We start from the raw sequence: 12817 nt of genomic DNA, 5'->3' as shown, positions 1-12817 counted from the left end.
CACTAGTGGCGGCGAAGGATCTGGGAAGCCACGAAAAAAATTGCCGCGACGGTCACAATCGTGGGACCGGCCGGGCTGTCCAGACGCAGGCTTGTCCATAATCCCAACCCGACCGAGGCCGCCGCAATCGATGCCGCACCGGCGGCCATCCGCTCGGGCGAGCCGGCCCATCCGCGGGCTGCCGCCGCCGGCACGATCAGCATGGCCGAAATGAGCAGCGAGCCCACCACTCGAATCGCCAGGGCGACCACCACGGCCAGCGCCAGCGACAGGACCAGCCGTTCGACCCGCGGGTCGATCCCCACAGCCATGGCCAGTTCCTCGTTCAGGCTACTGGTCAGCAGGCGCTGCCAGCGGATCATCAGAACCGCCAGGACCAGCGCCGCACCGCCCCAGATCAGCACCAGATCGCTGCGGCCCACCGCCAGGATATCGCCGAACAGATAGCCCGACAGGTCCGACCGCGCCCCCGGCACGAAGCTGATCGCCACAAGGCCGAAGGCCAACGCGGAATGGGACAGCACACCCAGCATCGTGTCCATCGCCTGCCCGCGTGAGACCAGCGCTGCCACCGTCACCGCCATCACCACAGCGACAGCCAGCGTGCCCGCATAGATCGAGATGTCGAAGGCCAGGGCCAGCGCCACACCCAGAATTGCGGCATGGGCGGTCGAATCGCCGAAATAGGCCATCCGCCGCCAGACGACGAAGCAGCCCAGAGGCCCCGCCACCAGCGCCAGCCCAAGCCCCGCCAGAATTGCGCGGGTAAAGAAATCGTCCAGCATGTCTTGTCCTGTCGTGCCCGCCGCTCAGGCGTGGCCGTGGTCGTGATCGCAGCCCGGCCCGTGGACATGTCCCGAAACCGTGCCGTCATGATCATGGTCGTGGTGGTGGCGGTAAAGCGCCAGCATCCCCTGTGCCTCGGCCCCGAACAGGGCGCGGTATTCGGGCGCGTTGCTGACATGTTCGGGCGTGCCCTCGCAGCAGACATGCCCGTTGAGACAGATGACACGGTCCGAAGACCGCATGACCACCAGCAGATCATGGCTGACCATCAGCACGGCCGCGCCGGTCTGCCGACGCACCTCTTCGATCAACTGGTAAAAAGCCACGATGCCCGGCTGATCCAGCCCCTGCGTCGGCTCATCCAGCACCAGCAGATGCGGGTCCGCCAGCAGCGCGCGCGCCAGAAGCACGCGCTGGAACTGGCCGCCCGAAAGCTGGGTCAATGGCCGCCTGCCCAGACCCGGAACGCCGGTGCGGGCCAAGGCCGCTTCGGCCTCGGCATCGCTGACGCGGCGCGGCAGCGACAGGAAGCGGCGCACATTCATCGGGATCGCCGTATCGACATGAACCTTCTGCGGCACATAGCCGATCCGCAGCCCGGCCCGGCGCGCCACGCGCCCCCCCGCCAGCGGCATATGCCCCAGAAGCGCCCGCACCAGCGAGGACTTGCCCGAGCCGTTCGGCCCGACCACGGTGACGATCTCGCCCGGGCTGATGCGGAAATCGACGCGATCCAGCACGGTGATGGCACTGTCGGGGCGGTTGATGGTCAGCGCCTCGGCCTGGATCAGAGCGTTCATGCGGCACCTTCCGCCGCGCAGGAGGCGCAGAGGCCAAGCGCCTCGATCGTCGCACGCTCGACCCGGAACCCGGCGGCTGCAGCGACATCGGACAGGACGGCGCGAACCGGCGCGGCCTCGGCCTCGGCCACCCGGTCGCAGGACCGGCAGATCAGAAAGGCCGGGTTGTGGTCATGACCCGGATTCAGGCAGGCGGCAAACGCGTTCAGACGTTGCAGGCGATGCGCCAGACCGTGGCTGACCAGGAATTCCAGCGCGCGATAGGCGACCGGAGGCTGTCGGCCGAAGCCCTCGGCGGCCAGCCGGTCCAGCACCTCATAGGCACCCATCGCGCGATGGCTTTCCAGCAGGATCTCCAAGGTGCGTCGGCGCACGGGGGTCAGGCGCGCGCCCTGACGCGCCAGGCGCGCCTCGGCCGCGTCCAGGGCTGCGCTGCTGCAATGCCGGTGATCATGCGGCTGGAAGGCCGCCGCGGGATCGGATGGCTGGTATAGGCGATCGGACACAGGGCCTCGCGCTCAAGGATTTGTTATAGCATTACGTTCAGCTTGACTTGTTACCTTGTAACACGGACAAGCGCCCTATCGCAACAGAAGCAAGGAGGCCCCCATGCGTCAAACCGCATCCATCGCAGCATTGCTGTCGCTGAGCGCCGCGCCTGCCCTGGCCGCGCCGGGCAATGTGGTCGCGGACATGCCTGCAACGGCGTCTCTGGTTCAGCAGGTTCTGGGCGATCTGGGCGACGTGCGCGTGCTTCTGCCAAGGGGCGCCAGCGTTCACCACTACCAGATGCGCCCTTCGGATGCGCAGGTCTTGCAGGAGGCGGATCTGCTGGTCTGGGTTGGGCCGGAACTGACCCCCTGGCTGGACCGCGCCGCCGCAAATCTGTCGGCCGAGACGGCGCGGCTGGAACTGCTGCGGGTTGAGGGCACCCATCTCCAGGACTACGCGACCGGGACAGCTCATGACCACGGGCACGACCATGACCACGGGCACGGGCACGGGCACGGGCATGACCATGACCATGACCATGACCATGAGCATGACCACGGACACGGGCACGGGCACGGGCACGATCACAGCCACGAAGGTACCGATCCCCATGCCTGGCTGGACCCGCAGAACGCGGTGGTCTGGCTGAGCGCGATCGCGGCCAGCCTGTCCGAGCAAGACCCCGACAATGCCGCGACTTATGCCGCAAATGCCGCGACGGCCGCCGACAGCATCACTGCGCTGCAGGCCGAATTGACCGCGCAACTGGCGCCTCATGCGGAACAACGGATGGTCGTCTTTCACGACGCCTATGGCTATTTTACCAACCGCTTCGGGATCGCTCCGGCCATTCCGGTGGCGCTTGGCGATGCGTCCAGCCCCTCGGCGGCCCGGATCGACCAGATCCGCCGCCAGATCGCCGAGACCGGCGCCACCTGCGCCTTTCCCGAATATGCTTATGACGCCCGCCTGATCGACACCGTGATCGAAGGCACCGAAACCCGCCTTGGCGGGACGCTTGATCCGCAGGGCGGATCAGGCGCGGAAACCTATCAGGACATGCTGCGTCAGATGGCCGACACGATTACCGAGTGCTTCGCTCAAGACTGAGGCGGCCCCGCAAGGCCAGCACGGGACAAAGCCAGCACAGAACAAGGGCGCGGTCGTCATGGCCGCGCCTTTTTCGCATACCTGATTCGAACTGGGGCGAGTTCATCAAACCCGACTCTTTTACTTTGACATTCCCGACGGAATCAGTCAGCTTTGGGATATCACGTCGAACCCTTGTCATCAGAGGCTGACCATGACCGCAACGCGCCCCGCCGATTTCACCCGCCCCGGCACTTCGCTGCTGGCCCATATCCCCCAGCATGACGCAATCAAGCTGACACGAGGGGGCAATCAGGCGCTGATCGTGCTGGATGAACAGGTCTATCAGCTGCGCATCACGCGCGCAGGCAAGCTGATCCTGACCAAGTAAGTGCAAGACGTTGCCGGAATGAAAAGGGCGCCCTGACAGGGCGCCCTTTTCCATCGGGGTCAGCCGCGCGGCCTGCCGCCCTTGCCGGGATCGGGGCGGCCGGGCTTGCCGCCTGGCCTGCTACCGCCTCGACGCGGACCGGATGCGCCGCCCGCCGGTTTGCCAGAGGACTTGCCGCCCGTCCGAGGCGCATCGCTCCTGCCGCGCCCTTCGGGACGCGGGCCGCCGGGCTTGCGGGCAAGGCCGCCCTTGCCGCGCGGGGCGCCGCTGTCGGGGCGCTTGCTCTCGAAAAACGCTGCGCCCTCGCCGCGCGAATGGCCTTGACTGCGCGGCTTGCCGGCCTCGGAGCGGGCGCCGCCTGTCGAGGCCCTGCCTCCGAAACCCGGTTTTCCGCCAGAGCGGGCGGGCCTGGCCTCGGTGGCGGCATCGCGGCTGCGCGGGGCAGTGCGGTCGGCAGATGTCCCGCGCGTCTTGCCGCCCGCCGGCTGCGGCTGCGGACGATCGCCCGAGGCCGGGCGAATACCCTGTTTCCCGGCCCCGCGATGGGGCGTCCCAAAGGGCGGACGCTGGCCGCCCTTGACTGTGCGGAGACGTGCGCCCGGGCTGCGCGCCATCCGGCCATCGCCCGCCTCGTCGCCTTTGCCGCGTTCGGCACCGCCCCCCGCCGCAGATCGCGGGCCGACACCCTGGCGCCGGCCTTCGGCACCACGGGGGCGAATCTCGCGCGGCCGTTCCCGGATATCGCCGGTCAGAAGCCCGCCCAGCTGATCGCGCAGGACGCGACGCTTGACCTCGACCACCTCGTTCTTTTCCATCGCCCCCAGCTTGAAGGGCCCGTATCCGATCCGGATCAGCCGGTTCACCTGCAGGCCGACATGGGCCATGGCCCGGCGGATCTCGCGATTCTTGCCCTCGCGGATGCCGACGGTCAGCCAGGCATTCGCGCCCTGCTGGCTGTCCAGCTTGATCTCCATGGGCGCGAAATCCTCGCCGTCGATGGTCACGCCGCGACGCAGGGGCGCAAAGGTCAAATCGTTCGGCGTGCCGTTCACGCGCACGCGGTAGCGGCGCAGCCAGCCCGTCGCGGGCAGTTCCAGACGGCGCTTCAGCTCGCCGTCATTGGTCAGCAGCAGCAGCCCCTCGGAGTTCAGGTCGAGCCGCCCGACCGTCATCACGCGCGGCAGATCGCGCGGCAGCGCGTCAAAGACAGTCTGCCGGCCCTTTTCGTCGGATTCCGAGGTGACAAGGCCAAGCGGCTTGTAATACAGCCACAGCCGCGTCTCTTGCGGAGCCTCCATCGGCTTGCCGTCGATCACGACGCGGTCGGTCGGCAGGATGTCCAGCGCGGGGCTGTCGATCTTCTTGCCGTTCACAGTGACGCGGCCCTCGATGATCATGCGCTCGGCCTCGCGGCGGCTGGCGACGCCGGCGCGCGCCATCACCTTGGCGATGCGTTCGGGTTCGGTCTTGGGGGCGGGGGTCTTGTCGTCGGTCATGCGATCCTCCTGCGCATCGCTGCGGGGTCAAGTCTGCGCTTCTAGGCGCTGGACCGGCGCGGGGAAAGGAAAATCGGCGCGGTGCTTGCGAACAGGGCGGGCTTTCGGCAAGACGACGCGATGAGCCGCTTTCTCAGCCATATGGATCAGGCCCTGGCCGAGGCCCGTGCCGCTGCCCTGCGCGGCGAGGTGCCGGTGGGCGCGGTCATCGCCTCGCCCGATGGGCGCGTGGTCGCAGCGGCGGGCAACAGGACGCGCGAATTCTCCGACCCCACCGCCCATGCCGAGATCCTGGCGATCCGGGCGGCCTGCGCGGCGCTGGGCTCCGAGCGGCTGCCGGGCCATGACCTGTGGGTGACGCTGGAGCCCTGCCCCATGTGCGCAGCGGCGATTTCGGCTGCCCGAATCGCGCGGCTTTACTTTGGGGCCGAGGATCAGAGAATGGGCGGTGTCCTGCATGGCGCACGAGTCTTCGATCACGCGCAATGCCATCACCGGCCGCAGGTCTATCCCGGCCTGGCGGCACCGGAGGCGCGCGCGCTGCTGCGCGATTTCTTCGCCGCCCGGCGCTAGCCGGTCCGGGGGCGCTTGAACCCCGGCGCTGCCCGGCCTATAGAAGGCAACATGCGGGTGTAGCTCAATGGTAGAGCAGCAGCCTTCCAAGCTGAATACGTGGGTTCGATTCCCATCACCCGCTCCAATCCTTCGTCAGGAACACAGACCGCATTCGGGGCGCCGCACATTCGGCGCGCCTCCACGGCCCTGGATGTCGGCAACGTCCTGTGCGTCAGAAGCCGAAGCTGAAGCGGCGCACCACGCCCAAGCGCAGCGAGGGCTGATAGGTTTCCGCCACCACCGGCGAATCGGCGGCGTCTCCGATCAGTTTGCCGTAACGGACCTCGCCCAGAAGGGCGGTGCTGTCGCTCAGCGCATAACGCGCCTCGAAGGTGATTGCGGCCTCGTTGAAACCAGCCCCGGGCGCGTAGGCGGGCAGACCGCTGGCCGACGCCTCGACATCGGTGATGCCGAAATAGGTATTGTTGAAGCGGGCATTGCCATAGGCGGCCTGAACACCAGACCACAACGTCATCTCGGGCGACAATTCGGTGCGATAGCGCAGGCCGACCGCTCCGGTCACACCCTCATGCCCGCCAAAACCGCGCCGGGCCGTGACATAGGCGGCCAACGGACCCAGCCCATAGCCTAGCCGCAGCCCGACCTCGACACTGCGGTCGATCGGCTCAAGCCCGTCCAGCAGATCGCCGTCCGAAGCCTCGCGCTTGCCCTTCAGCCCGAACGAGGGCGAGACCGAAAAGCCCTGGCCGTCGCTGGCCGCGCGATTGCGCAGGATGAGCCAGGGCGATTCGGCGCCATCATCGGCGCCCGGGTAGCTGGGCCCCAGCTCGACGCCCAGCCCCAGATCCAGATCGACCGCACGCCCCACAACCTGCGCCTGCAGCGGCGTAACGGCTGAGAACGAAGCTGCAAGGGCCAGGGCGAGCGCGTATTTCAACGTAATTCCCGGATGCGATGGGGTTGTTGAGCAAGCTCTATTCCACGACGGGCCTCAATGGCAATCTGCCCGGCCGTCGCGCTATCCCTTTTCTGCGGCTTCAAGCCTTTCGAGAGCTTTCATCCAGAGATCTTCGGCCAAGGCCAGGGCCTGGACGGCCTCGGCCCGCTTCCTGCCCCATTTCTCGGCCTCGGCGGGATCGGCATACAGCGCCGGATCGGCCAGCTTGACATCCAGCTTGCCCATCATCTCGGTCAATTTCCGGACGCGCTCTTCGGATTTGCGCACCTCGGCGCGCAAACTCAGAAGCATATCGCGCGAGGGTTTCCTGGGCGCGGCGGGTTTTGCCGCCTCGGCGGGCTTGTCGGCGGGGGTATCGCCGGACAGCAGGAACTTGCGGTAATCGTCCAGATCGCCCTCGTATGGGGCAACGGCGCCATCCTTGACCAGCCAGAGCCGGTCCGCGACCAGCCCCAGCAGATGCATGTCGTGGCTGACCAGCACCACCGCGCCGGTATAATCGTTCAGCGCCTCGGACAGGGCCTCGCGGCTTTCGATGTCCAGATGGTTCGTCGGCTCGTCCAGCACCAGCAGATGCGGCGCGTCGATCGTGGCCAGCAACAGCGACAGCCGCGCCTTCTGCCCGCCCGACAGGTCGCGCACCCTGGTTTCGGCCTGCGCCTCCATCAGGCCGAAGCCGGCCAGCCGGGCGCGCTGCCTGGCCTGTCCTTCGTCCGGGCGGACCGAGCGGATGTGGTCCAGCGGTGTCTCGTCCAGACGCAGTTCATCGACCTGATGCTGGGCAAAGTAACCCACGCGCAGCCTGGGCGAACGTGTGATCCGCCCTTCCATCGCATCAAGCCGCTCTGCCAGCAGCTTGGACAAGGTGGACTTGCCCTGCCCGTTCCGGCCCAAGAGCGCGATCCGGTCGTCCTGGTCGATCCGCAGGTTCAGCTTGCGCAGGACCGCGCGGTTGCCATAACCCACGCTGACCCCCTCCATCGCAATGATGGGCGGCGACATCTCCTCGGGCTGGGGGAAGGTGAAACGGTGGAACCTGGCCTCTTCGGGGGCGGTGATCGGCTCCATCCTGGCCAGCATCTTGACGCGGGCCTGGGCTTGGCGCGCCTTGCTGGCCTTGGCGCCGAAGCGGTCCACGAAACGTTGCAGATGCGCGCGGCGGTCGGCCTGCTTCCTGGCCTCGGCGGCCTGCAGGGCGCGTTTCTCGGCGCGGATGCGGGTGAAGCTGTCATAGCCGCCGGTATAGAGCGTCAGCTTCTTGTCCTCGAGATGCAGGATATGCCCGACGGCGCGGTTCAGAAGGCCCCGGTCGTGGCTGATGATGATGACCGTATGCGGATAGCGGGCCAGATAACCCTCCAACCACAGCGCGCCCTCGAGGTCCAGATAGTTGGTCGGCTCGTCCAGCAGCAGCAGGTCGGGCTGGGCGAACAGCACCCCCGCCAGCGCCACCCGCATCCGCCAGCCGCCCGAGAAATCGCCTGTGGGTCGGGCCTGATCGGCGGTCGAAAAGCCCAGCCCGTCAAGGATCGTCGCCGCGCGGGCCTCGGCCGACCAGGCGTCGATGTCGGTCAGCCGGGTCTGGATCTCGGCGATGCGGTCGGGATCGGTGGCCGTCGTGGCCTCGGCCATCAGCGCACTGCGTTCGCGGTCGGCGTCCAGCACCGTATCCAGCACCGAACGCGAGGTGGCTGCAGATTCCTGCGCCACGCCGCCGATGCGCACCCGCGGGGGCAGGCTGATCGAGCCGCCGTCAAGTTGGCTTTCCCCCCTGATCAGCCGGAACAGCGTCGTCTTGCCCGCCCCGTTGGGACCGACAAGCCCGACCTTGTGGCCTTCGGGAATGGTGGCGCTGGCCCCTGCGAACAAGGGACGACCCTGAATGGAATACGAGATGTTGTCGATACGCAGCATGAGCCGCGGCATGGCGCAAAGGGCGCGGGCCGTCAATGACCGGTTGTGCGAAGATATGTTATAATATAACTATATTGCGCCACTGCCAGGAGATTCCCATGACTGATCCCCGCCTTCCCGTCACCGTGCTGTCCGGCTTTCTGGGCGCGGGCAAGACGACGCTGCTGAACAACGTGCTGAACAACCGCGAGGGGTTGCGCGTCGCCGTCATCGTCAACGACATGTCCGAGGTGAATATCGACGCCGACCTGGTCCGGGCCGAGGGCGGTATGTCGCGCACCGACGAGACCCTGGTCGAGATGTCGAACGGCTGCATCTGCTGCACGCTGCGCGAGGATCTTCTGGCCGAGGTCCGCAAGCTGGCCGAGGCCGGGCGCTTCGACTACCTGCTGATCGAATCGACCGGCATCAGCGAGCCCCTGCCCGTCGCCACCACCTTTGAATTCCGCGACGAGAACGGCGACAGCCTGTCGGATGTCGCGCGGCTGGACACGATGGTCACGGTCGTGGATGCGGTGAACCTGCTGGGCGATTATTCCAGCCACGATTTCCTGGCCGACCGGGGCGAGGTGATGGGCGATGCCGACAACCGCACGCTGGTGGACCTGCTGACCGACCAGATCGAGTTTGCCGATGTGGTCGTGCTGAACAAATGCAGCGATGCCGGCCCCGACCGCGTCGATGCCGCGCTGAAGATCATCCGCGCGCTGAATGCCGATGCCCGCATCATCCAGACCGATCACGGCCGCGTGGCACCGCGCGAGATCCTGGATACCGGGCTGTTCGACTTCGACCGCGCCCACAGCCACCCCATGTGGGCGCGCGAGCTTTACGGTTTCGCCGACCACACCCCCGAGACCGAGGAATACGGCGTCACCAGCTTTGTCTATCGCGCCCGCCTGCCCTTCGATCCGCAAAAGATCCATGCCGCGCTGAACGGCCCCCTGCCCGGCGTGATCCGCGCCAAGGGCCATTTCTGGATCGCCACGCGGCCCGATTGGGTGGCCGAGTTCTCGTTGGCGGGGGCGCTGTCCTCGGTCAGGCCGCTCGGGCAATGGTGGGCCTCGGTGCCGCGCGACCGCTGGCCGACCCATCCCGAGGGACGCGCCTATCTGGACGCGCATTGGGCCGAGCCTTTCGGCGACCGGCGGCAGGAGCTGGTCTTTATCGGATCGGGCATGGACGAAGCGCGGCTGCGCGCGCAGCTTGACGCCTGCCTGATCCCCGAGGCTCTGGCCGCGACGCCGCAGCTCTGGTCCGGCATGGCCGACCCCTTCCCCGCCTGGCGCCGCAACGCGCAGGCCGCCTGAGCGGGACTTGCCCACCCCCGCACCCCGGTCTAGCCTTTCGCACGAGGGAGGACCGGGATGCAGGATCTGGGCGAATACGACTATGTCATCGTGGGCGCGGGCTCGGCCGGATGCGTGCTGGCCAACCGGCTGTCGGTCGATCCGCGCAACCGCGTCCTGCTGCTGGAGGCGGGCGGCCATGACAACCGGCTCTGGGTGCATGTGCCGGTGGGCTATCTTTACGCGATGGGCGATCCCAGCCTCGACTGGTGCTACCGGACCGAGCCCGAGCCGGGCCTGAACGGGCGGCGATTGAACTATCCGCGCGGGCGGGTGCTGGGCGGCTGTTCGTCCATCAACGGGATGATCTACATGCGCGGGCAGGCCGCCGATTACGACCGCTGGCGGCAGGCGGGCAATCCGGGCTGGGGCTGGGACGACGTGCTGCCGCTGTTCCGCCGCAGCGAACGCCATTACGAACCGGCCTGCGACCTGCATGGCGATCAGGGCGAATTGCGGGTGGAACGCCAGCGCCTGCGCTGGCCGATCCTGGATGCGGTAGCCGAGGCCGCGCAGGAAATGGGCCTGCCCGCCAATCCCGACTTCAATTGCGGCGACAACGAGGGGGTCGGCTATTTCCCCGTCACGCAGCGCAAGGGCATCCGCTGGAACGCGCGCAAGGCGTTTCTTGACCCCGCAAGGGGCCGTCCCAACCTGCGGATCGAGACCGACGCCCAGGTCTCGGCCCTGACCCTGCAGGGCCGCCGCGTCACCGGCGTCTCGCTGATCCAGAACGGGCTTTCCCGCCATGCCCGCGCCCGGGGCGCGGTGATCCTGTCGGCGGGCGCGATCAATTCGCCCGCGCTTCTGGAACGCTCGGGCATCGGTCAGGCCGAACGGCTGCGCGCGCTCGGGATCACGCCGGTCCATGACCTGCCCGGCGTGGGCGAGAACCTTCAGGACCATCTGCAATTGCGGATGATCTTCCGCATCTCGGGGGCGCGCACGCTGAACGACCGGGCGCGCACGATCTGGGGCAAGGCGGGAATCGCGCTGGAATACGCGCTGCGCCGGACCGGGCCGATGGCAATGGCGCCCAGTCAGTTGGGCATCTTCGCGAAATCATCCGATTCCTTCGAGACGGCGAATATCGAATATCACATCCAGCCCCTGTCGCTGGACGCCTTCGGCCAGCCCTTGCACGATTTTCCGGGCCTGACCGTTTCGGTCTGCAACCTGCGGCCGGAAAGCACCGGACATTGTCACCTGACCACGCCCGACGGCCCGCCCGCCATCGCGCCGAACTACCTGTCCACGCCAGGCGACCGGCAGGTGGCCATCGACAGCCTGCACCATGCCCGCCGCCTGATGGGAACGCGGCGCATGGCGGCCTTCACGCCCGTCGAGGTGAAGCCGGGCGCCGATCTGGTCAGCGACGAGGATCTGACGCGCGCGGCGGGCGATATCGGCACGACGATCTTCCACCCGGTCGGCACCACAAAGATGGGCACCGACCCGATGGCGGTGGTCGATCCGCGGCTGCGCGTCCACGGGATCGAGGGGTTGCGCGTGGCCGATTGCGGGATCATGCCTTCGATCGTGTCGGGCAACACTCACGCCCCCGCGACGATGATCGCGGAAAAGGCCAGCGACATGATCCTGGCCGACGCGCAAAAGGGGCTGCGCTAGGCGTCCCCTCCAGCCAGCATGGCGCGAAAGGCGTGCCAGCTTTGCTTGGGTGTGCGCGTCTGGCTGTCGTAATCGACATGGACCAGTCCGAAACGCGGCCCGTAGCCAAAGGCCCATTCGTAATTGTCCAGAAGCGACCAGTAGAAGAAGCCCCTGACATCGACGCCCTGCGCCAGCGCCGCGCGGACCGCGCGCAGGTGATCGCCGATGAACTGCACGCGGCGGGCATCGGCGGTCACATCCTGGCCCGCCTCCAGCGCCATGCCGTTCTCGGTGACGTAAAGCGGCAGGGCGCCGGTATGGTCGCGCGCCAGACGGGTCAGGAATTCGGTCAGACCCTCGGGGCGGATCTCCCAGCCCATCTGGGTCTTGGGCAGGGGGCCGGGCGCCTCGGCGACATGGGGCCACAGGCCCGGCGCGGCGGTGTAGAGACGGCGCGTGTAGTAGTTCACCCCCAGCCAGTCCAGCGGCTGCGCGATCAGCGCCATGTCGTCCTGCCAGCCTGCGGGCAGATGCGGGCCGATGCCTTCCAGCGCGGCCTGGGGATAGCCCTGCCCCATCAGCGCGCGGATGAACCACTGATTGTAGATCGCGTCCTGAACCTCGGCCGCGTGCCGGGCCTCGGGCGTGTCATCGGCGGGATGGGCGGTCTCGAAATTCAGCACGATCCCCAGATTGGCCGCGCCCTCGGCCCGCAGCGCCTGAACCGCTGTGCCATGCGCCAGAAGGACGTGATGCATGGCGCGGCTGGCGGCGCGGATGTCGCGCAGGCCCGGGGCGTGATGACCCAGGAAATGCGACAGCCAGGCGATGCACCAGGGCTCGTTCAGGGTGGCGGTGCTGGCCAGACGGTCGCCCAGACGGTCATGCAGCGCGACGCAGAGATCCGCAAACCGCGCCGCGATGTCGCGGTTCTGCCAGCCGCCAAGCGCGGCCAGATCGGCGGGCAGATCCCAATGGTGGCACGTCAGAAAGGGCTTCAGCCCGCGTTCGACCATGCCATCGACAAGACGGTCGTAGAAATCCATCCCTTGCGGGTTCAGCGTCACGCCGTCGGGCATCACCCGCGCCCAGGATGCGGAAAAGCGATAGGCGTCAAAGCCCGCATCGCGCACCAGATCCAGATCCTCGGGCCAGCGGTTCAGGTGGTCGCAGGCCACGCGCCCGTCGCTGCCATCGGCGATATTGCCGGGCGTCGCGGCGAAGGTGTCCCAATGCGACAGGCCCGCCCCGCCCGCGCCCGAGCCCTCGATCTGATAGGCCGAGGTGGCGGCGCCAAAGACGAAATCGGCGGGAAAGTCGGAACGTGGCGGCAGCATGGCATGTCCTTGGCGATG

12 protein-coding genes and 1 tRNA gene are annotated in these 12817 nt (G+C 67.6%); 6 read left to right on the top strand and 7 right to left on the bottom strand.

Annotated features, from left to right (window positions below):
- Positions 1-2 precede the first annotated feature (2 nt).
- Genes KY389_RS06870 through KY389_RS06860 form a run of 3 tightly spaced genes read right to left on the bottom strand, consistent with a single transcriptional unit; the run spans position 3 to position 2092 of the window.
- Positions 3-785, bottom strand: coding sequence for a metal ABC transporter permease (locus tag KY389_RS06870; protein ID WP_219830119.1), 783 nt, complete (start codon positions 783-785; stop codon positions 3-5).
- Between the two features lie 24 nt (positions 786-809).
- Positions 810-1586 (bottom strand): metal ABC transporter ATP-binding protein, encoded by a 777-nt coding sequence (locus KY389_RS15815; RefSeq protein WP_219830118.1) that lies wholly within the window; start codon positions 1584-1586, stop codon positions 810-812.
- The gene (locus KY389_RS06860; protein ID WP_219830116.1) at positions 1583-2092 is read right to left on the bottom strand and encodes a Fur family transcriptional regulator; all 510 of its coding nucleotides are present in this window, start codon (positions 2090-2092) and stop codon (positions 1583-1585) included. The genes KY389_RS15815 and KY389_RS06860 overlap by 4 nt, the downstream gene beginning before the upstream one ends.
- A gap of 103 nt (positions 2093-2195) precedes the next feature.
- Here KY389_RS06860 and KY389_RS06855 point away from each other — a divergent pair, with 103 nt between their 5' ends.
- Both KY389_RS06855 and hemP read left to right on the top strand, forming a co-directional pair.
- Positions 2196-3188, top strand: a complete 993-nt coding sequence (locus KY389_RS06855; RefSeq protein ID WP_219830114.1) for a zinc ABC transporter substrate-binding protein — start codon at positions 2196-2198, stop codon at positions 3186-3188.
- Positions 3189-3381: 193 nt separating this feature from the next.
- Positions 3382-3558 (top strand): hemin uptake protein HemP, encoded by a 177-nt coding sequence (hemP, locus tag KY389_RS06850; protein ID WP_219830113.1) that lies wholly within the window; start codon positions 3382-3384, stop codon positions 3556-3558.
- A 59-nt stretch (positions 3559-3617) separates the two neighbouring features.
- Here the strand turns inward: hemP and KY389_RS06845 are convergent, their stop codons facing one another.
- Positions 3618-5054 carry a pseudouridine synthase gene (locus KY389_RS06845; protein ID WP_219830112.1) on the bottom strand — a complete coding sequence of 479 codons (1437 nt, stop codon included), beginning with the start codon at positions 5052-5054 and terminating at the stop codon, positions 3618-3620.
- A 120-nt stretch (positions 5055-5174) separates the two neighbouring features.
- On the opposite strand from KY389_RS06845, the gene KY389_RS06840 reads away from it, so the two are divergent.
- Both KY389_RS06840 and KY389_RS06835 read left to right on the top strand, forming a co-directional pair.
- A complete protein-coding gene (locus KY389_RS06840; RefSeq protein WP_219830111.1) occupies positions 5175-5627 on the top strand; it encodes a nucleoside deaminase in 453 nt (150 codons plus the stop codon).
- Between the two features lie 53 nt (positions 5628-5680).
- Positions 5681-5754 (top strand) — tRNA-Gly (locus KY389_RS06835).
- Positions 5755-5841: 87 nt separating this feature from the next.
- On the opposite strand, the gene KY389_RS06830 is transcribed toward KY389_RS06835, so the two are convergent.
- Entirely contained in the window at positions 5842-6567 is a 726-nt protein-coding gene (locus KY389_RS06830; RefSeq protein ID WP_219830110.1) for a MipA/OmpV family protein, read from the bottom strand.
- A gap of 81 nt (positions 6568-6648) precedes the next feature.
- Complete coding sequence (locus KY389_RS06825; RefSeq protein ID WP_219830109.1) at positions 6649-8502, bottom strand: ABC-F family ATP-binding cassette domain-containing protein; 1854 nt, start codon at positions 8500-8502, stop codon at positions 6649-6651.
- 98 nt (positions 8503-8600) lie between these two features.
- Between KY389_RS06825 and KY389_RS06820 the strand changes: the two genes are divergently transcribed.
- Together KY389_RS06820 and KY389_RS06815 are read left to right on the top strand one after the other, a co-directional pair.
- Complete coding sequence (locus KY389_RS06820) at positions 8601-9812, top strand: GTP-binding protein (protein ID WP_219830108.1); 1212 nt, start codon at positions 8601-8603, stop codon at positions 9810-9812.
- A 57-nt stretch (positions 9813-9869) separates the two neighbouring features.
- Positions 9870-11480, top strand: coding sequence for a GMC family oxidoreductase (locus tag KY389_RS06815; protein ID WP_219830107.1), 1611 nt, complete (start codon positions 9870-9872; stop codon positions 11478-11480).
- Here the strand turns inward: KY389_RS06815 and KY389_RS06810 are convergent.
- Positions 11477-12799 carry a GH1 family beta-glucosidase gene (locus tag KY389_RS06810; protein WP_219830106.1) on the bottom strand — a complete coding sequence of 441 codons (1323 nt, stop codon included), beginning with the start codon at positions 12797-12799 and terminating at the stop codon, positions 11477-11479. The genes KY389_RS06815 and KY389_RS06810 overlap by 4 nt on opposite strands.
- Between the last annotated feature and the right edge of the window lie 18 nt (positions 12800-12817).

Origin of the sequence: Paracoccus bogoriensis, assembly GCF_019431455.1 — a bacterium.
Lineage (GTDB): Bacteria > Pseudomonadota > Alphaproteobacteria > Rhodobacterales > Rhodobacteraceae > Paracoccus > Paracoccus bogoriensis.
The sequence above is the reverse complement of the archived record's forward strand: the minus strand, read 5'-3'. Positions and strand labels throughout refer to the sequence as shown.